Consider the following 19,359-nt stretch of genomic DNA (forward strand, 5'->3'; position numbering starts at 1 on the left):
AAGCGTCTAGTTAACACTTCCGGAACCGGAAACGACACCGGAAGTGTTAACTAGACGCTTAGATGTCACGCCGGGAGATATTACTGTTGTTGAAGGGGCGATCGCCGCCAATCAAATATCTGAATATCTCCTATCGGCTACGGAAGGACAACAGCTTTATCTATCTGTTACTGGTGATGGTGTGTTACTGACATTGCTGGGACCTGACAACAACCCGGTTAATTCCCGCGCGACTGGGGTATCAATTTGGCAGGGTCCTTTATTTGCTGATGGTGACTATACTATCATCTTGGAAACTCTCCCAGAATTGTCGGAAAGTCAATATACGCTAGAGTTGGAATTGATTAACTCTTTACCTCCTATCATTCCCGAACCACAACCACAACCACAACCGCAACCGCAACCGCAACCACAACCGGAGCCGGAACCACAACCGGAACCGGAACCACAACCGCAACCGAAACCGGAACTGGAACCGGAACCGGAACTGGAACCGGAACCCAAGCCGGAAAACATAGAGAGAAATCTTGATCTGAGTGGGAACCCTAAACCATCGGAAAAACCGCCAACTTTCTTTCCTGAATCAGAGACGGAGGTAGATGGTATGGGGAATAATGAGGTTAAGAATCTCGATAAACTAATTTTGCCATAGTAGTTAATTGTGAAAAATACCCTGCTGATTACTGCAACTGATACGGAAGCCGGAAAAACGGTTTTAACTAGCGCGTTAATTGCCTATTTTCAAAGTTACCAAAGGTCTGTGAGTCTGGGTGTACTCAAACCAATTCAATCGGGAATAGGCGATCGCGAATTGTATCAACGCCTATTTTGGCCGGAACAGTCCCTAGAGGCGATCGCACCGATTTATTTTGATGCACCCCTGGCTCCCCCCTTGGCGGCGGAAAAGGAAAATCGCCAGGTCGAACTCAGTCAGGCTTGGTCAGCTTTGGTCAACCTTCAGCAAGAGCGAGATTTGGTGCTGGTGGAAGCCTTGGGAGGTTTGGGTTCCCCTGTAACTAGGGAATTGACTGTGGCTGATTTGGCGCGGGATTGGGCTTTACCAACGGTTTTGGTGGTTCCTGTGCGACTAGGGGCGATCGCTCAGGCTGTGGCTAATGTGGCCCTGGCTAGACAGGCTAAAGTAAATTTGCGCGGCATTGTCCTTAACTGTCTTCAACCGACAGAACCCCAGGATGTTGAGAATTGGACTCCGGCGGATCTGATTACCTCCCTGACCCAAATTCCGGTTTTGGGTGTGATGCCCTATTTGGACAATCCCACGGACCTGCAACAATTAGCCCAAGTCGCCGCCCAATTAGATTTGGAGGCGATTTTGCCGATCAGATGGGCGGGAAATCCTTGTATATCAGGGGTTTGAGGAAATCTCAAAAAAAGTTTGATTTAGGGGTTGACATTTCCTGAACTATCCCCTACTATTAATAACTGTGCGAGAGAGAGAAGCGACGAAACGCTAAAGCGATCGCAACCAGAGAAAGATTATAGAGCTTTCCTGGTGTCTATGGCTCAGTGGAACCACACCGATCCATCCCGAACTCGGATGTGAAACGCTGAAACGGCGAAGATACTTGGCGGGTAGCTGCCTGGGAAAATAGCAAGATGCCAGGATAATTATGAACTAGGACTTCCCGCCAGTGGTAAACGGTAGGAAGTCCTAGTTTGTTTTGGTGGGGTATGGGAATATGAGCATCTCCCCGATGAGATGATTAGATCGGGGGAGACTTGCGCGATAGTGTAATTAATTATGGATGGTTAGACGGCAGTTTTGGCATCATAGCGACTGGTTAGGCGGTCTAGTTGTTTGACCAACAAGCTGAGGAACAGCCCCACGTCAGTGACTACACCCACAGACTCAACGGAACCGCGATCGCTTAATTTTGTGACCACAGCCGGGTTAATATCCACACAGACCATTTTAACGCCAGATGGAGTCATATTACCGACACCGATGGAATGAAGCATGGTAGAGAGCATGATAATCATGTCTGTACCTTGTAGCAACTGGCTATAGTGCTGCTGTGCTTGAATTAAATCCATCTGGGTATCAGGTAGAGGGCCATCATCGCGGATAGAACCCGCCAGGGAGAAGGGAACATCATTGCGGACACACTCATACATAATACCACTGGTGATGACTCCCTGTTGGACAGCACTAGCAATGCTACCGCAACGCCGAATAGTGTTAATGACTTTGAGATGATGGCGGTGTCCCCCTTTGACGGCGACTCCCTGTTTCATATCGACACCGAGAGAAGTTCCCATCATGGACTGTTCAATATCATGAACAGCGATCGCATTTCCGCCCAATAAAGCCTGGACATAACCCTGGCGAATGAGGTGAGATAAATGCTGAGATCCTCCGGTGTGAATAACGACAGGACCAGCGGTTACGACGACTTTACCACCGCGATCGCGAATTTGGCGCATTTCCCAGGCTACCTGTTCGACGATCAATTCTACGCGGCGTTCACTAGAAACCCCGGCTGACATAAAGCCAAATTCCTGATTATTACGCTGTTCGCGAGATTCAGGTTTGCGGATAGTGCGGATACCCATAACATCGACAACTACTTTTTCGCCAACTTCGAGATCGCGCAATAATTTACAACGGGCGATCGGTCCTGATGGTCCTTCGGTAACAGCGATCGCCCCATCCATGCGCTGATTTTGAACGAGGACCCACTCACCAGCGATGCGTACTTCTGTGGGATAAATAGTAGTCACATAGAAATCATCGGGACTGACACCATGCTGATGGACGGTTTCCAGTTTCGCATCTTGAACATCCTCTTGTAGAGAAAACGCGCCGATATCAATTAGTTGACTCATAATCTCTTCCATGACCTCATGGGAGGGAGCCGAGATTTTAATTTGCGCGGTAGAGGTACTTTGGCGCTGTTCCCCTAAATTAAAATTCTGGACTTGGAAGCTACCGCCACCTTCGACGACTAGATCTAAGGCGCGGTTAATTAAACCTGCATCTAACAAGTGACCCTGTAAACAGACTGTGCGGCTTTCGAGTTGGGTCGCAGCATGGCGATCCTCGATGATGGGTTCAGTTACCCGCAAAGTTAAACATTTCGCCGCCCCTCCCGCTTTCAGAAATTCAGTCAGGGGAGTTTCAACGACATTAAATCCGGCTTCAGATAGCCTTGATTTGAGGTTATCGCTGATTTTGTTCATAATCACCGTCTGGTTAATATTGACGGCGTTACAGGCGAAATTAACCGCGTCTGGTTCATCAATAGCAATGCGTTTTTCTGGGGGAACCCGCAGTTCAATTAGACGATTTGAATATGAGTCAAAAGCTGGGGGATAGTACAGCAAATAACCCCCTGTCAGAGGACAAAAGCAGGTGTCGAGGTGATAGAAGCGATCGTCCATTAATCGCAGGGATAGGACTTCTATATTCAACCATTCGGCTAACAGGGAGTGAGAGTCAAGTTCAGACCGGAAACCATATCCCGCCCACAAATAGCGGCCTTCACGGTCTAATAAAGCATCTCCTGCGCCTTCAAAAGGGAGATCTTTGGGGAGTTCGTGAACGGTAAATCCTTGGCTTTCAAACCAAGCCTTAAAATAAGGTTCCTCTCCTTGGCGTTCTTTATGGTAGAACCGACTGAGAACCACAGTCTTATCTAATACCAGTCCGGCGTTAGCTGTGAACACCATATCTGGCCAACCTTTCTCTGGTTGCACTAGATCGACGATCGCATGATCTTTAATGGTATGGTAGAGTTTCTGCCATTGTTCTACAGCGCGATCGTAGGATGATTTATGAATGTTACCCTCCATCCACGGGTTGATCACATAATCTACATCATAGTGATCTGGGGGACACATGAGAAAGCGAATCGCATCAGTCATAATTAAGCTAATTGGTAGATATACACATCACAGCCACTAAACCACAAAAACCACTCCCACACCTGACAAGTGTTTTAGAAGTGGTCAAGTTTAGCCATAGTCAAGCCGACTTATTATTCTAACATGGCCGGACGTAGCAACACACTTTCCCCATTGCCAACTGCAAATGCTAGACTAGGTGCTGGGGACGATCGCACTTCTATCTCCAGTCATTGCACATATATTGAGAAATCCAGCTATTAAAGCCTTTCTCCCTTGACAACCCAAACCGATTAGATTAGATGACTGTAAATTAATACATAAATTATGGCTAAAAATAGTTTTAATCTTTCCGAATGGTCGATTCGACAACCTGTTCCCACTTTGGTGCTGTTTTTGATCCTGACGCTGGTGGGGTTGATGTCTTTTTTTCAACTGGGAATTGATGATACTCCTAATATAGATATTCCGGCGGTTACGGTGACAGTTACACAACCGGGTGCGGGTCCTAATGAATTGGAAAATCAGGTGACAAAACAGGTCGAAGATGCGATCGCCGGATTAGGAAATATTGACCAACTCACCTCCAGAGTCACAGACGGAGTATCTACCACTACCGTGAGTTTTGTTTTGGGAACCGATAGCGATCGCGCTACTAATGATGTCCGTAATGCGATCGCTCAAATTCGCCAAAGCCTACCCCAAGACATTAACGATCCTATTGTACAGCGTCTGCGATTTGCGGGCGGGTCGATTATGACCTATGCGGTAACATCACCCACCCGCTCAGTAGAAGAACTTAGCGATCTGGTCGATCGCACTATTAGCCGCGCCTTACTTAACGTTCCTGGTGTCGCCCAAATTCAACGACTCGGAGGAGTTGACCGAGAAATTCGCGTCGAACTTCACCCCGATCGCATCCAAAGTTTAGGCATCACCACCACCCAAGTTAACGACCAAATTCGTGCTTTTAATATTAACCTTCCCGGAGGGCGATCGCAAGTAGGCGGTAGTGAAAAAAGTATCCGCACCCTCGGAAGCGCCCAAACCGTCGAAGCATTAAGAGACTATCCAATTATACTCCCCAATGGTAACTCAGTTCCCCTGTCCAGTATTGGCACGGTTACCGATGGTTTAGCAGAAGTCCGCCAAGTCGCCAAATTTGCTGACTTTCCCCTAGAGTCTAACAGTGAAATTGGTACTCCTGTTGTCGGCTTTTCCGTCCTCCGCAGTACCGGAAGCACCCTAGTATCAGTAGAACAAGGTATTCGCGAGCGGGTGGTAGACCTACAAAAAACACTCCCAGAAGACATTAACCTAGAACTAATTGTCACCAGGGCTAATTCTATTCGCGAGTCCTATCAAGCCTCAGTGGATGCGTTAGTTATCGGTTCCATTTTAACCGTGGTGGTCGTCGGTGTATTTTTGCGAAACTGGCGACCAACTTTAATTACGGCGATCGCCTTACCTTTATCGATTTTACCCACCTTCCTGGTGATGCGGATGTTTGATTATACCCTCAATGGGATGACTCTATTAGCCCTAGCTTTAGCCATGGGAAACCTAGTAGATGATGCTATCTGTATGATGGAGAATATAGATCAGCACGTTGAGATGGGTAAACCTCCCTTTAAAGCTGCTATTGACGCTTCCCGCGAAATTGGGTTAGCCGTAGTCGCCACCACCGCCACCATTGTCGCTGTCTTCCTTCCCGTCGCTTTTATGGGAGGGGTTCCCGGTCAATTTTTCCAACCCTTTGGAGTTACAGTAGCTACCTCTACCATGTTTTCTACCCTAGTCGCCTGTACCATGACTCCCCTATTGGGCGCTAGGTTACTTAAACAAAAATCAACACCTCCCAAAACTGACACTAATCACACCCGGCGGCGCTTCTCTCCCTATCGCAGCCTTTTGGCTTGGTCGTTGCGACACCGCATCACTACCCTGTTATTAGCGATCGCCTTTTTTATCGCCAGTTTACAATTAGTCCCCCTCATCCCCAAAGGCTTATTTAGTAGTGGAGATACTGGATTAAGTACCATTTCCCTTGAATTACCGCCCGGTTCCACTTTAGCCGAATTGGAAACTACCACCCAAGAAGCGATCGCCCACTTAGCCGAAAATCCCGCCGTTGACAACGTTTTAGCAGTCTTGGGAAATCGTGGGGAAGGTGTCGTAGAAGTTAACCAAGCTACCCTGTCTGTAAATTTAGTCCCCTCTGATGACCGGGAGATATCCCAGGCGGAATTTGAAACACAAATGAGAACCCGTTTTGCTCAAATTCCTGGCGCGAGAATTAGCTTTCAGTCCCAGGGTGCAGGTGGCGGCGGCAAGGATTTATCTATTGTTCTTAGTAGTGATAACCCCGATGCTTTGTTAGAAACTGCTAATGCTTTGGAAAGCCAAATGCGGTCAATTCCCGGACTCGTAGAAGTTACCTCTAGCGCTAGTTTGGTCAGACCGGAAATCTTGATTCGTCCTGACCCTAGAAGGGCTGGAGATTTGGGCGTTTCTGTACAGGCGATCGCCCGCACCGCTTTATTAGCTACCTTGGGTGATAACCAGTCGAATTTGGCTAAGTTTGACTTACCCGATCGCCAAATTCCTATCCGAGTACAATTGGCTGAGGAGTTTCGCAATGATTTTGAGGCGATCGAAAATTTACGCATACCTACCCAGGATGGTCGATTAGTTCCCCTCTCTGCTGTCGCTGATATTACTATCGGTAGCGGTCCCGCTACTATTGACCGCTATTTCCGTTCCCGACAAGTACAATTAGAGGCTAATTTAGAAGGTCTTTCCTTGGGTGATGCTCTCGCACTGGTAGAGGCTTTACCAGCTATGAACCCCCTACCGCCTGATGTACAACAGCAGTCCGAAGGTGATGCTAGAATTATGATTGATGTCTTCACCCGCTTTCTCTCCGCTTTGGCTTTAGCTGTCTTGGGAATTTATGCCATCCTCGTATTGCTTTACAACAACTTTATTATCCCCGTTACCATTTTGATGGCTTTACCTCTATCCCTCGGCGGCGCATTACTAGCCTTGATGGTTACTCAAAAAGAGTTGGGCTTATTTGCTCTCATTGGTATTGTTCTGTTGATGGGTTTGGTCACTAAAAATGCCATCCTTTTGGTCGATTGTTCTATGGCTAATCAACAGATGGGAATGTCTCGATTTAATGCAGTCCTAGAAGCTGGATGCTCCCGACTGCGACCTATTTTGATGACCACTTTTTCTACCATCGCTGGTATGTTACCTATTGCTTTGGAGTGGGGCGCAGGTTCTCAGGTACGCAGTCCTATGGCGATCGCTGTTATTGGTGGAATGACTACATCTACCCTCTTAACTTTGGTCGTCGTTCCCGTTTGGTTTACCTATGTTGATGGGTTCCAAAACTGGCTTAAAAATCCCTTTAAACCTAAACGGCGGCGCGTATCACCTGCTAAAAAAATGCCCAAAAATATGGCTTCTATCAAAGAATAATCACCCTGATTTTGGGCTAGATGATTTTTTGTTCAACACCTAAAAAAAACGCCCGATTTTTCAGTAAAAGGTTGACAAATCATCAGCCCTAAGCTATAATGGTATTGTTGGGGTTAATATGGCTATACGCTTGATTTTTTATTCAACATAGTTAAACCAGAGGGGGTGGTAGTGTGGGAGGGGTGGAGGTTTCAGCCCTAGCCCTGAATGGTTAAAAAATAGATCTGTCCGCCGCCATCACCGGCGACCACGGTACGGCCATCAGAAGCGATCGCACAGCATCGGACAGAAGAAGAAGTGATCAACTTAGCGAGGACGGTTCCGGTGTTCAAATCCCATAACTTGAGGGTATCGTCAAAAGACCCGGACAGAGCCCGCTTACCGTCTGGGGTGACAGCCACAGCATTAACCGATCGCCGATGAGCCACAAGCGATCGCACTTCTCGTCCCGTGAGCAAATCCCATAACTTGATCGTATCGTCAAAAGACCCGGACAGAGCCTGCTGACCGTCTGGGGTAATCGCCAACGCATCAACCCAACGGCGATGACCGACAAGCGATCGCACTTCTAGTCCAGTTTGTAAATCCCAGAGTTTAAGGGTGTTATCCTCCGACCCCGAAAGCCCCCACCTACCATCAGGAGTAATCGCCACAGCCGAAACCGAATCATCATGACCCATAAACGAGCGAATTTCCTTGAGAGTCCTCATATCCCAAAGTTTAAGGGTGTTATCCTCCGACCCCGAAAGCGCCCACTTTCCATCACAGCTAATCGCCACCGCCCTAACCGGGTCAGTATGACCAGTCAGAGAAAATAATTCCTGTCCCGACTCCAAATCCCACAGCTTGAGAGTAGTATCCTCCGACCCAGATAAAGCCCGTTTACCGTCCGGGGTAATCGCCACCGTCCTGACCCAATCACTGTGACCCACAAAGCAGCGCAACTCCTGTCCCGTCTGCAAATCCCACAACTTGAGAGTTTCATCATAGGAAGCCGACAGAGCCCACCTATCATTAGGGGTAATTGCTACAGCAGAGATAGCATCACTATGACCGAGGAAACAATCTAACTCCTCTTCCGTAGCCAAATCCCAAAGTTTGAGAGTCTGGTCAAAAGACCCCGAAAGCGCCTGCTTACCGTCTGGAGTAATCGCCACATCCCAAACCCAACGACGATGACCCGCAAAAGATCGCAACTCTTCCCCGGTTTGTAAATCCCAAAGTTTCAAAGTCTTATCAAAAGACCCAGACAGAGCCCTTTCACCGTCTGGAGTAATCGCCACCGCATTAACCGAATCCTCATGACCCGCAAAAGTTCGCAAATCTTCCCCGGTTTGTAAATCCCAGAGTTTAAGAGTCTGGTCAAAAGACCCCGACAGAGCCCGTTTACCATTAGGAGTAATCGCCAACGCCCAAACTGAACCCTCGTGACCCGCAAAAGTTCGCAACTCTTCCCCGGTTTGTAAATCCCAAAGTTTCAAAGTCTTGTCAAAAGAAGCCGATAGAGCCCGTTTACCATCAGGAGTAATCGCCACCGCCGCCACCAAATCCCCGTGACCCGTAAAAGTTCGTATTTCCTCCCCTGTCACCAAATCCCACAGCCTGAGAGTAGTATCTTTTGAACCCGACAGAGCGCGTTTACCGTCTGGAGTCATCGCCACCGCCGTCACCCAATCCCCATGACCCGCAAAAGTTCGCAACTCTTCGCCAGTCCGCAAATCCCACATTTTGAGGGTATTATCATAGGAGCCGGAAATCGCCCGCTTACCGCTAGGGCTAATCGCCAAAGCTAAGACCCTACAAGTATGACCCTGAAGCGATCGCACCACTCGTCCCGTCTTCAAATTCCACAGTTTTAGGGTAGTATCTCCCGAAGCCGACACACCAGCCCTACCATCAGGAGTAATCGCCACCGCATTAACCGAGTCTCCGTGACCCACCAAAGTCCGAATCAGCACCCCATCAGGGGAATCAAAACAGGGAAACAGCGGACAAAACCAAGACCGCTCCTGATATTGTTTCACCTCTTCGATAAAGTCTTTAATCCCCGGTTCCGAGAAATATAATAGCCGTCCCAGCAATTGTTCCGCCAACTGGCTGTTATCTTCCTCCAAAATATGAGAAGACATCAGCAAAGACTTTTGAATCAATTGGAAAACCCGTTGCTGACCTGGGGACACCAAAGATAAAGCCAAATCATAATCATCAATTAGCGCCCGGATCCCCACATTGGCTAACTTTTGTTCCAAAAAGCCAAAATCCATTAACCAATCAACCAAGCGCTTTATATCCTTAATTTCCGCCAGATAAATAGGTTGGTGTCGTAACACATGGAGACGGTCTTCTGGTAACTGTTCAGTTAGCCAATGGGTCAGTTTTTGGGTCATAAAGGCGCTCCCTTCGCTAAATTCTCCACAATGCCACGTTTAAGCTCTTCAAGATTCACACCAGAATCAGCCGATTGCTTCTCCAGGAAATCATGAAAAGACCCGTGGTAAATACTGTATCTAGTTTCGTTGTCAATCATTTGCACCTGCAAAAATTGATCCCACTGTTCCAGGACTGTAGATAGCACCGACTCTTCTACCCCCGTCAACTTCGCCAGCAAACGACGAGAAACAGGTTCGCGCACTTTGGATAATACATAAATGGCGCGAATTTGAGCCATAGGTAAGGATTTATGGTTAATCCTGATCATCTGCCAGTGGTGCTGATAATACCCCCACAAACCAATCGGTAAAGTCTCCAGACTTTTACCATCATAAACCCCATTATGGATGTCATTCAACACATAGCACAAATACATGAAGTTATTTTCACTTTTGGCGACCAATTTAGTACAAAACTGTTCCGCTGTTAACTTTTGCGATGCCATCCACTTTTGAATTAGGGGACTTTTAGACAGGCGCTTATTCGTGTATTGACCAGCATCCCAAGCACTTTCTGCCCGATACTGCATTAAATTACAGATGGTTTGATGGTCACTTACTGGCAAGGGCAGTTGTTTAGAACGTTTGGAGATGATAAAATAGACATTCTCCGGCAGTTTATCTGGTAAGTAAAGCACATTACTTCCCGGTGTTTGACTAGATAAATCTACCTCGTTTAAAGCATCCACAACTACCACTAACTTTTTCCCCCGTGGTAGCTTCTCGCTGGCTTCCTTCAACAGCCCAGCCAAAACTTTACCATTTCGCAGGGCGTTTTCTGGTAAACTGGTATAGTCCAGTTGATAACCTTTAATTAGTGCCGTGCAGATATTTTCTAAGAATTGTCGTGCCGTAACTTTTCCCAGAGAATTGCTGTTAAAATAACTGAGACAATGACCTTGACACAATTGGACTAAACGCGCGAGGATGGCGGTTTTCCCATAACCAGAATCTGCTTCTAACACAAAATAACCTTGGGATTTTGTTTGCAGAAACTCCAGAATTTCTTGGAAAACATGGGTGCGCCCCACAAAATCCTTCGTTGTATCAGCTATGATACTTTCGCATTGTGGCGAAATCTTAAAAAGCGTTTGTGTCTGATCTAAATAAGGTTCTAAGGCTTCCTGAATGGCTCCTAGTTCGTCATCCAAGCCTGTGTTTAACTGTTTTAAAATTTTCAGGATGTCCTGTTGAGTAATGGCTATTTGATGGGCGGATGTCAGACTATCCCGCAGCCAATCTAATACCATACCATGAAAAACTTGCCCCCCTTTAGCAGCATCTTGTTTCCAGATTTCTGCTAGATTATGGGCAAACCGTTTATGCAGATGTTGACTAATGGCATTGATGGCATCTTGGTAATGGTGAATACCTTTAGGTAAATGGGATTTATGCTGTTCCATTAACCAGGTAATTAGAGATTGCCAACTATCGAGATCCAGAGTTTTTAAGAAAATATCTGAACCGTTAGCCGCTAATGTGTAACGTAAATGACCTTCACCAATAGCTGGATAGTCGGGATCTAGGGAACTACTGGGTTCGATTTGTAGCCAGTATTTTTGAGTATTTTTGGCTAAATTCTTTAATTCGGGGGCGATATTTTGATAGGATTGTTTTTGGGAGATTTGCAAGATTCCTAAAGCGATCGCACCTCCCACAGATTTAGCTAATTTTTCCTTACTCAAACCCGGGGATGGTTCCCCTAGTTTTTTGGCAAAATCCAGCAATTTACTGGCTGTGATACTGTTAGCAAGAGGTTCCGCAAAATGTCTGTACAAGGGGGTAGCGGCTTTGGTGTAACCTGTAACGACGGAACCTACAGACAGCAAGGCTGTCACCTCTAGGAATAATTTGTGTTGCTTAACGGTGTTGATCATAATTTTGTATATGCTAGTGATGTTAACCGAGCAAACCTCTAGGCAATTCCGAGGATATAACTAGGATAGAGTCTATGGTAGGCTGAATTTTAGAGATAGCAGCAATACATAAACTTATTTTCACTTTTGACCCTGATCCTAGGCCACTCTCCTAGGATAGATTTTCACAACAATACTCTGTGATGTATTTTGAACCCATATTTTCAAGAATATCTTGGTAGTTATATTCTTGAGCCATCTCTGATTATGCCACAGACTTTGATGCCATATTGTATCAGATTATGCCCTTCCGTGATCATCTGGGCGAACTAACCTCTGAGTCACAATTACAGGCGATCGCCACACCAACACCGATCCTATATTTGACGATACAATGGCGACCAGAAAGCACTATCGACCTCGATCTGGTTTCGACCCTGATCCTCGACTTGTCAAGCTACACTGTCTGATAGACGGTAACAGTAAGGAAATTCGCGATTATGAAATTACAACCCCTGACCCCTTCTACTTCTGACCCGGTTTCTGATCATGGGGTATCTGACCAGGTGCGAACTTGGACTATTGAAGATAGCGAGAAACTCTACCGCATTCAGGGTTGGGGTGAACCTTACTTTTCTATTAATGCTGCGGGTCATATCACGGTCTCCCCTCAAGGCGATCGCGGTGGGTCTATTGATTTATATGAGTTGGTGGAGTCTCTGAAAAAACGGAATTTGGGGCTACCTTTATTGATCCGCTTTCCTGATATCCTGGAAGACCGCATTGAGCGCCTAAATGCTTGTTTTTCTAAGGCGATCGCCCGCTATAACTATCCCGGAGTTTATCGGGGAGTATATCCGGTTAAATGTAACCAAGAACGTCATCTAATTGAGGATTTGGTGCGCTTCGGTGAACCTTATCAATTGGGATTAGAAGCGGGTTCTAAGCCAGAATTATTGATTGCTTTGGCTTGTCTGACTACTCCCGGCTCTCTACTAATTTGTAATGGTTATAAAGACCAAAAATATATCGAAACTGCCATGTTAGCCCAACGGTTGGGACGTAAAACTATTATCGTCATGGAACAGTTGGAAGAAGTGGAATTAGCCATAGCAGCTAGTCAAAATCTGGGTATACAACCGACTTTAGGAGTGCGGGCGAAATTGGGAAGCCGAGGTGTAGGACGTTGGGGAGGTTCGACGGGCGATCGCGCTAAGTTTGGTTTAACTATTCCTGAAATTATCCAGGTATGCGATCGCCTCCAAGGTTTGGGAATGTTAGATTGTTTGCAACTCCTACACTTTCATATTGGCTCACAAATCTCCTCTATTAGTGCTATTAAAGATGCCATCCGAGAGGCTAGTCAAATTTATGTGGAACTGGCTAAATTAGGCGCTAATATGCAATATCTCGATGTGGGCGGCGGTTTGGGAGTCGATTATGATGGCTCTAAAAGTAACGCCCCGGCTTCTAAAAACTACAATATGCAAAATTATGCTAATGATATTGTCGCTGAAGTTAAGGAAGCCTGCGAGGAGGGAAAAGTTAATGCGCCGGTTTTGATTAGTGAAAGTGGTAGGGCGATCGCTTCTCATCAGTCTATCTTGGTTTTTGATATCCTAGGAAGTAGTGAACCAACAGCCGAAAATCCCCCTACTATTAATGATGATGATCATTTGATTCTCAGGAATTTAGCCGAAACCTATCAATCTATTAATCCTGAGAATTACCAAGAAGCCTATCACGACGCGATCCAGTTTAAAGGGGAGGCGATTAGTGTATTTAATTTCGGCTACTTGAATTTACGCGATCGCGCCAAAGCTGAACAATTATATTGGGCTTGCTGTCATCAAATCCGCGACATTCTTCGGGGTTTGGAAACCATCCCTGATGACTTGAAAAATCTTGAGCAGATTATGGCTTCTATATACTATGTAAATCTGTCCGTGTTTAAGTCTGCGCCTGACTCCTGGGCTATTGACCAACTTTTTCCGATTATGCCGATTCATCGTCTGAATGAAGAACCGACTCAGAGGGCGACCTTGGCAGATTTAACCTGTGATAGTGATGGTAAAATTGACAGCTTTATCAATTGGGGAGAATCTAAACCTATTTTAGAATTGCACCCCCTCACCCCCTCACAACCCTACTATTTGGGGATGTTTTTGGCGGGCGCATATCAGGAAATTATGGGGAATTTACATAACTTATTTGGCGATACCCATGTAGTTCATATTAAACTCAATCCTCAAGGTTATGCGGTGGAATATGTCATCAAAGGGGACACTATGAATGAGGTTTTGGGTTATGTACAATATGACAGTGAGGATTTGGTGGAAAGTATCCGCCGCCAAACTGAACAAGCCCTTCAGTCCCAAAAAATTACCATCGAAGAATCTCAGCTTCTCCTACAAAACTATGAACGCAGTTTGACCCAATATACCTATTTGACCTCTCACTGATGCTCAAATTTTACGGAATTACCCCAATTTCAGCATAAAATAAGTTAAAATATACAGGTTTCCCTAAAGGGGATAATTTGAGACTATGAAAGCACAAGAAAATCGACGGGTTCGCAAAGCTGTCATCACAGCCGCAGGATTTGGTACTCGGATGTTCCCAGCCTCCAAAATGATTAAAAAAGAGTTTTTCCCTATAGTTGATGCTGAGGGAATCGCTAAACCTGTGATTCAGGTGGTCGTGGAAGAGGCTATTAATGCTGGAATTGAAGAGGTCGGAATTATTGTTCAATCGGGCGATCGCTCCTTATTTGAGGACTATTTCCAAGGGTCTCCTAAACCGGAATTTTGGCGGAAATTGTCCCCCAGTAGTCGAGACTATAGCCACTATTTACAAACCTTGGGGGAACGGATTACTATTTTAACCCAGGAACAACAAGAAGGATTCGGTCATGCGGTTTTTTGTGCCGCCCCCTGGGTGCATGATGAGCCTTTTATGTTACTATTGGGTGACCATGTTTATGCTTCCGATTTGGAGGTAAACTGCGCCCGTCAATTGTTGGAGGTTTATGAGAAAGTTCAACAGAGTGTTATCGGTGTGCGAATTACTCCCGGCGATCGCATTCAGCACTATGGTTGTGTAGCCGGAACTCCGGTTAAAGATTCTGATTATTTATTTGACCTGACGGAAATCTATGAGAAGCCAACTCTCAATTATGCGCGGACAAATATGCGAGTTCCCGGACTGGAATGGGATCGGTTTTTGACTATATTTGGGCTGTATATCATTGAACCGAAAATCTTTGACTTCTTAGCCGACAATATCCGCCGTGATGTCCGGGAAAAGGGAGAATATCAACTGACTTCCTGTTTGCAAACTCTCCTAGAAAAAGAACAAATTACTGGGTATCTTGTCCAAGGTCGCTGTTTTGATACGGGTCTACCAGAAACCTATTTTAAGACTCTGGTAGAATTCCGCAATATCAAGACTAAATCCTAGGGAGTACAGCCGATTTAATCAGGGGGGGTTTATCAGTTTCCCTCCCCAACCTTCCCTCAAAAAAAAGGGGAATTTAGCGGCTATACATTTGGGTTAAATAGCGCAGGCGATCGCACAAAGGATGGGTTAACAATGTGGAACTTTCATAGCGCCACCGCCAATTTCCGGCATTGGTGCTAGGGTCATTCATTCTCCCCCTATTATCTAATCCTAGCAGGTCTTGAAACGGGAAAATGGCTAGGTCAGCAATGGAACTTAGGGCTAACCGAATTAAAGCCCAATTAATGTCCTCAATGGCTTCTGGGAAAGCATAACCTAAATATCCAGCTACGTGCTGACGAATTTCTGGGGTCATGGTTTGCCACCAACCGACAGTGGTATCATTGTCATGGGTTCCGGTGTAAACAATGCTATTGCGGGTATAATTATGGGGTAAATAAGGATGGTTAGAATCTTCCCCAAATGCAAACATGAGGATTTTCATTCCGGGAAACTCAAAGCGATCGCGTAATGCTTCGACTTCGGGGGTAATGATTCCTAAATCTTCCGCTAAAACCGGTAAACTTCCTAACTGTTGACCGAGACTCTCAAAGAACTCCGCACCGGGCGCTGTTACCCACTCCCCATTCAAAGCGGAAGTTTCCCCATAGGGCACTCGCCAATAGGCTTCAAAGCCTCGGAAATGGTCAACTCGGACTAAATCTACATATTCCAAGGTAGCGCGGAATCTTTCAATCCACCAAGCATAATTAGTGCGTTTTAGTTCATCCCAATCATAAACGGGATTCCCCCAAAGTTGTCCGGTGGCACTAAAATAGTCGGGGGGTACTCCGGCAATATAGGCAGGATTAAGGGTTTCTGGGTGCAGTTGAAAGTTGTTAGGCGCAAACCAGACATCAGCACTATTATAGCACACATAAATGGAGATGTCACCAATAATTTTAATGCCCTTATTGTTGGCGTAGCGTCGCAGTTGGCTCCATTGTTCAAAAAACTTGAATTGCAGAAACTTATGGTATATAATCTGAGTGTGGAGTTCTTCGGTTTTGGCTTGCAAGGCTTGGGGCTCTCGGCGGGCGATCGCCGGTTCCCACTGATTCCAATCTTTACCGTCGTTCTGCTCTAGGAGTGCCATAAATAGGGCGTAATCATTGAGCCAGGAGGCTTTTTGTTGACAAAACTCCTCGAAACGATGGTTAGGTTGTGATTGTAGGGACTCCCAGAAGGAATCAAAGGCTTGTTTGAGGTATTGTCCTTTATGAGGAATTACCCTAGGAAAGTCAACGCGCTGAGGATTATGGTTATCTGGTAAGGGTAGCAATTCCCGGCTATTGAGTAACCCTTCTTCGGCTAGGCGATCGAGAGAAATCAACAGGGGATTTCCGGCGAAGGTGCTAAAGTTCATAATGTAGGGGGAATGCTCGTAACCTGTCGGACCGAGAGGCAGAATTTGCCAAATTTTCTGGCCACTACGTTCTAGGAAATCGATAAACTCATAAGCGGCACGTCCTAAGTCACCAATACCAAAGCGACTAGGGAAGCTAGTGGGGTGTAATAAGATACCGCTGGCTCGTTCAAGGTGCATAATTAATATATATTCCCGTAGAAACCACTTTTATTTATATCACACAAATGATGCTGGATCTACCATGTATAACATGACCAAAAAAGCTGACCGATATAGTTTTTACCCAACTCCTGAACAGGAAAACCCACCAGGGAGAACTTGGATTTTGTGTCCCCACAGTGTACAACATGGGTAGGGGCGAAAAATCGGGGTCTTTTACTAGCCATGAGGGCGGAAATATGATGAAACGCTTATGGCGATCGCCACGGCTGCTGAAGTCTCTTGTGGACGGATGTTCTCATGTCAAGCCACTTACTTTAGGTAATAGCAAATATGAATAGTTTAGTTGATACTCTGAGTCAAGTTTTGATTATTGCTTATAAAGAGCCTACCCAAAAATTAGAAGAATACTTGACCAAAGAAGGATTTGAATGTCTAGTTATTCGCCAAGAAGATAAGCCAGAATATCAACAATTTTCTCCAAGTTATAGGTGTATGCTCAACCACCGTCAGGCTTGGGAAATAGCGACTCAGCAGAGCCAGCCTAGTTTAATTGTGGAAGCGGATTTTGTTCCGGTTTTAGAATTTGGACAACTGCCTTTACCTTTTGATAAGGAATTGCCTAATCTCGGAATTACCTGGATTTATACTTGCAGCCCTCAAGTATATTGGGTCTCTCCAGAAGGATATGCCGAAGGTTTTTCAACCGGTATGGTAGCTTATATTGTCAGCCCCAAAGCCGCAGAAATTCTCATTAAATTTTCCGAGAAAATCACCGAAAAAACTCAGGGAAAAACTTATTCTACTTGGGATTCGGAAATAGATACATTTTTGCGCTCTCATAATTTGCAAAACTTTATTCCTTTCCGCAATTACGGAGAACACGGAGGTTTGGCTAACCCTGAACACCGCAAACATGGTTTAAGTCCTGGTCATCAAGCCGATGTTCTCTGGGGAGAAATAGCCTTTGAGCCATTATATACCCAGGCATATAATGCCCAACTGATACGCGCTAAAGCCCGCATTAAAGGCATACTGCGATTACTAGCAGGTTATTTTGTCAGAATCAAAACACTCCGAAATAGTGGAGTTCGTTGGCGGTTAATTAGCTTTAGTTTTCGTCGCCAACTGACCTGGAGATTATAGGGAAAAAACCTGTGTTAGGAATACCCCCTATACTACAGAGGTGGCTTTCTAGCTTAGAAGCCACTTTCTGAAAACATTACCCTCACCCTAAATCCGAATCCTAGGGGGGAGAGGGGCTTTGAGATAGTATTGCCAAACTTTCTGGTCACTACGTTCTAGGAAATCGATAAACTCATAAGCGGCACGTCCTAAGTCACCAATACCAAAGCGACTAGGGAAGCTGGTGGGGTGTAATAAGATACCGCTGGCTCGTTCAAGGTGCATAATTAATATATATTCCCGTAGAAACCGCTTCTATTTATATCACAAAGCGATCGCCTTTTTGGGGGGATTATTGCCTCGGTTAAACTTACATGAATTGTGCGGTATAATAGAGGGTATCCCCCAGCACGGTTGATGCAAATCACAACTAAGAGCGATGGGGATCACCTGTTCAGGTGATCCAACTCATATGTAGTCGTCTGTATAATCACAGAAAAAATCAGCCACTTGAGGGAAGATATATATATAGTGGAGCATTGAGGTTAGGGAGATGAGCAGCTACTATAACAGCATGACCAATTCTAATGGTTCCCTTGAGGAAATGTTTGGTCAAGTGATGTTTTCCAGTGTGGTGACGACTGAAGACCGCCAAAGGTTAAAAGCCACGCTGCTAAAGGAAACTATTAGCGAGGATGAACAAGCGATTATTAACCGCTTACTCTACAATGTGCGCCGGGGATGGGTTAAACTAATTGACTGAAGTTTAATTAGTAGCCCGTGTTATCCACTGTTTTGCTTGTGTCCCACGGTAGCCGCGATCGCCGCCCTCAATTGGTTGTAAATAGGTTAGCACAACAGTTAAGCGATCGCCTGAAGGTTGAAAAGGGTTGGAATGGTTTAACTGATTCTTTGGTGGGGAGTGCGGTGTTGGAGTTAGGTCCGACTCCCCTATCTGTACAAATTCAACAATTCGCTAAGTATAGCCTGAGTTTAGGGATTAATCGAGTCCAAATTCTGCCGCTGTTTCTGTTACCTGGGGTTCATGTGCGCGAAGATATCCCCACGGAGGTGGAATTGGCGCAAAAATTCCTGGGAAGGGAGATACAGCTTGAACTCCAACCTTATCTGGGAAGGGAGGTTAACCAGTTGGCGCGACTACTGGAGGGTCTCAAGAGGGGTTACTATGTTGATGCTTGGGTTCTGCTTTCCCATGGGAGTCGCCGCGCGGGTGGAAATGAGGCGATCGCTGATATAGCTGATAAAATCAAGGCTGCTGTGGCTTATTGGTCTGTTCCTCCCCATGTGGAGTCACGGGTTGAGGAGTTGCTGGAAGCTGGATATGACAGGATTGGGATTTTACCTTATTTTCTGTTTTCGGGTCGCACTACTGATGCGATCGCGGATGTGGTGGCCAATCTTGGCGACAGGTTCCCCCATAGCCAACTACACCTCACGCCTCCCCTAGACCACAGCACACACCTGGGGGATTTGATTTGTACTTGGGCGAAATCTTACCTCTAAGATATCTTCCCCCTGCTCGGGTGGGGGGTGATTCTCATAATTATTGGGG

13 protein-coding genes, 1 rRNA gene and 1 pseudogene are annotated in these 19,359 nt (G+C 45.9%); 10 read left to right on the forward strand and 5 right to left on the reverse strand.

Translation table 11 applies throughout. The annotated features are described in order from the left end of the window. Positions 1 to 43: 43 nt before the first annotated feature. The 3 genes from B9T16_RS13965 to rrf all read left to right on the forward strand — a co-directional run bounded on the left by B9T16_RS13965 (position 44) and on the right by rrf (position 1,626). Complete coding sequence (locus tag B9T16_RS13965) at positions 44 to 652, forward strand: hypothetical protein (RefSeq protein WP_410245049.1); 609 nt, start codon at positions 44 to 46, stop codon at positions 650 to 652. Positions 653 to 661: 9 nt separating this feature from the next. Next, entirely contained in the window at positions 662 to 1,378 is a 717-nt protein-coding gene (gene bioD, locus B9T16_RS13970; protein WP_006617476.1) for a dethiobiotin synthase, read from the forward strand. Between the two features lie 131 nt (positions 1,379 to 1,509). Continuing rightward, a 5S ribosomal RNA gene (rrf, locus tag B9T16_RS13975) occupies positions 1,510 to 1,626 on the forward strand. A gap of 144 nt (positions 1,627 to 1,770) precedes the next feature. Here the strand turns inward: rrf and B9T16_RS13980 are convergent. After that, positions 1,771 to 3,885: a TIGR00300 family protein gene (locus B9T16_RS13980; RefSeq protein WP_410245050.1), complete on the reverse strand. Its 2,115-nt coding sequence runs from the start codon at positions 3,883 to 3,885 to the stop codon at positions 1,771 to 1,773. A gap of 306 nt (positions 3,886 to 4,191) precedes the next feature. On the opposite strand from B9T16_RS13980, the gene B9T16_RS13985 reads away from it, so the two are divergent. Further along, positions 4,192 to 7,350, forward strand: coding sequence for an efflux RND transporter permease subunit (locus B9T16_RS13985; protein ID WP_410245051.1), 3,159 nt, complete (start codon positions 4,192 to 4,194; stop codon positions 7,348 to 7,350). Positions 7,351 to 7,547: 197 nt separating this feature from the next. Here the strand turns inward: B9T16_RS13985 and B9T16_RS13990 are convergent, their stop codons facing one another. Together B9T16_RS13990 and B9T16_RS13995 are read right to left on the reverse strand one after the other, a co-directional pair. Then, the gene (locus B9T16_RS13990; protein WP_410245052.1) at positions 7,548 to 9,737 is read right to left on the reverse strand and encodes a WD40 repeat domain-containing protein; all 2,190 of its coding nucleotides are present in this window, start codon (positions 9,735 to 9,737) and stop codon (positions 7,548 to 7,550) included. Further along, on the reverse strand, positions 9,734 to 11,656 hold the full coding sequence (locus B9T16_RS13995) for an ATP-binding protein (RefSeq protein WP_410245053.1): 1,923 nt from the start codon (positions 11,654 to 11,656) through the stop codon (positions 9,734 to 9,736). Before B9T16_RS13995 ends, B9T16_RS13990 begins: the two co-directional genes overlap by 4 nt. Positions 11,657 to 11,937: 281 nt before the next feature. On the opposite strand from B9T16_RS13995, the gene B9T16_RS14000 reads away from it, so the two are divergent. The 3 genes from B9T16_RS14000 to B9T16_RS14010 all read left to right on the forward strand — a co-directional run bounded on the left by B9T16_RS14000 (position 11,938) and on the right by B9T16_RS14010 (position 15,094). Continuing rightward, a complete protein-coding gene (locus B9T16_RS14000) occupies positions 11,938 to 12,105 on the forward strand; it encodes a hypothetical protein (RefSeq protein WP_410245054.1) in 168 nt (55 codons plus the stop codon). Between the two features lie 30 nt (positions 12,106 to 12,135). Continuing rightward, positions 12,136 to 14,097 carry a biosynthetic arginine decarboxylase gene (gene speA, locus B9T16_RS14005; RefSeq protein ID WP_006617556.1) on the forward strand — a complete coding sequence of 654 codons (1,962 nt, stop codon included), beginning with the start codon at positions 12,136 to 12,138 and terminating at the stop codon, positions 14,095 to 14,097. Positions 14,098 to 14,182: 85 nt separating this feature from the next. Next, complete coding sequence (locus B9T16_RS14010) at positions 14,183 to 15,094, forward strand: sugar phosphate nucleotidyltransferase (protein ID WP_410245055.1); 912 nt, start codon at positions 14,183 to 14,185, stop codon at positions 15,092 to 15,094. Positions 15,095 to 15,167: 73 nt separating this feature from the next. Here the strand turns inward: B9T16_RS14010 and malQ are convergent, their stop codons facing one another. Then, the gene (gene malQ / locus B9T16_RS14015) at positions 15,168 to 16,679 is read right to left on the reverse strand and encodes a 4-alpha-glucanotransferase (RefSeq protein ID WP_410245056.1); all 1,512 of its coding nucleotides are present in this window, start codon (positions 16,677 to 16,679) and stop codon (positions 15,168 to 15,170) included. A 315-nt stretch (positions 16,680 to 16,994) separates the two neighbouring features. On the opposite strand from malQ, the gene B9T16_RS14020 reads away from it, so the two are divergent. Continuing rightward, complete coding sequence (locus tag B9T16_RS14020; RefSeq protein WP_006617559.1) at positions 16,995 to 17,807, forward strand: hypothetical protein; 813 nt, start codon at positions 16,995 to 16,997, stop codon at positions 17,805 to 17,807. Positions 17,808 to 17,936: 129 nt separating this feature from the next. Here B9T16_RS14020 and B9T16_RS14025 read toward each other — a convergent pair. Further along, positions 17,937 to 18,071, reverse strand: a pseudogene (locus B9T16_RS14025) (4-alpha-glucanotransferase); the annotation flags it as partial. Positions 18,072 to 18,339: 268 nt separating this feature from the next. On the opposite strand from B9T16_RS14025, the gene B9T16_RS14030 reads away from it, so the two are divergent. Together B9T16_RS14030 and B9T16_RS14035 are read left to right on the forward strand one after the other, a co-directional pair. Then, the gene (locus B9T16_RS14030) at positions 18,340 to 18,549 is read left to right on the forward strand and encodes a hypothetical protein (RefSeq protein WP_410244522.1); all 210 of its coding nucleotides are present in this window, start codon (positions 18,340 to 18,342) and stop codon (positions 18,547 to 18,549) included. A gap of 17 nt (positions 18,550 to 18,566) precedes the next feature. Further along, positions 18,567 to 19,310: a sirohydrochlorin chelatase gene (locus B9T16_RS14035; RefSeq protein ID WP_410244523.1), complete on the forward strand. Its 744-nt coding sequence runs from the start codon at positions 18,567 to 18,569 to the stop codon at positions 19,308 to 19,310. Positions 19,311 to 19,359: the final 49 nt, after the last annotated feature.

The organism is Arthrospira sp. PCC 8006, from assembly GCF_046480465.1.
Taxonomy (GTDB): domain Bacteria; phylum Cyanobacteriota; class Cyanobacteriia; order Cyanobacteriales; family Microcoleaceae; genus Limnospira; species Limnospira platensis.

Coding starts and splice junctions, on each gene's coding strand:
- B9T16_RS13990 (WP_410245052.1), bottom strand. CDS start 9,737: ATGACCCAAAAACTGACCCATTGGCTAACTGAACAGTTACCAGAAGAC.
- B9T16_RS14000 (WP_410245054.1), top strand. CDS start 11,938: ATGCCCTTCCGTGATCATCTGGGCGAACTAACCTCTGAGTCACAATTA.
- B9T16_RS14020 (WP_006617559.1), top strand. CDS start 16,995: ATGAATAGTTTAGTTGATACTCTGAGTCAAGTTTTGATTATTGCTTAT.
- B9T16_RS14010 (WP_410245055.1), top strand. CDS start 14,183: ATGAAAGCACAAGAAAATCGACGGGTTCGCAAAGCTGTCATCACAGCC.
- malQ (WP_410245056.1), bottom strand. CDS start 16,679: ATGCACCTTGAACGAGCCAGCGGTATCTTATTACACCCCACTAGCTTC.
- B9T16_RS13995 (WP_410245053.1), bottom strand. CDS start 11,656: ATGATCAACACCGTTAAGCAACACAAATTATTCCTAGAGGTGACAGCC.
- B9T16_RS13985 (WP_410245051.1), top strand. CDS start 4,192: ATGGCTAAAAATAGTTTTAATCTTTCCGAATGGTCGATTCGACAACCT.
- speA (WP_006617556.1), top strand. CDS start 12,136: ATGAAATTACAACCCCTGACCCCTTCTACTTCTGACCCGGTTTCTGAT.
- B9T16_RS13980 (WP_410245050.1), bottom strand. CDS start 3,885: ATGACTGATGCGATTCGCTTTCTCATGTGTCCCCCAGATCACTATGAT.
- B9T16_RS14030 (WP_410244522.1), top strand. CDS start 18,340: ATGAGCAGCTACTATAACAGCATGACCAATTCTAATGGTTCCCTTGAG.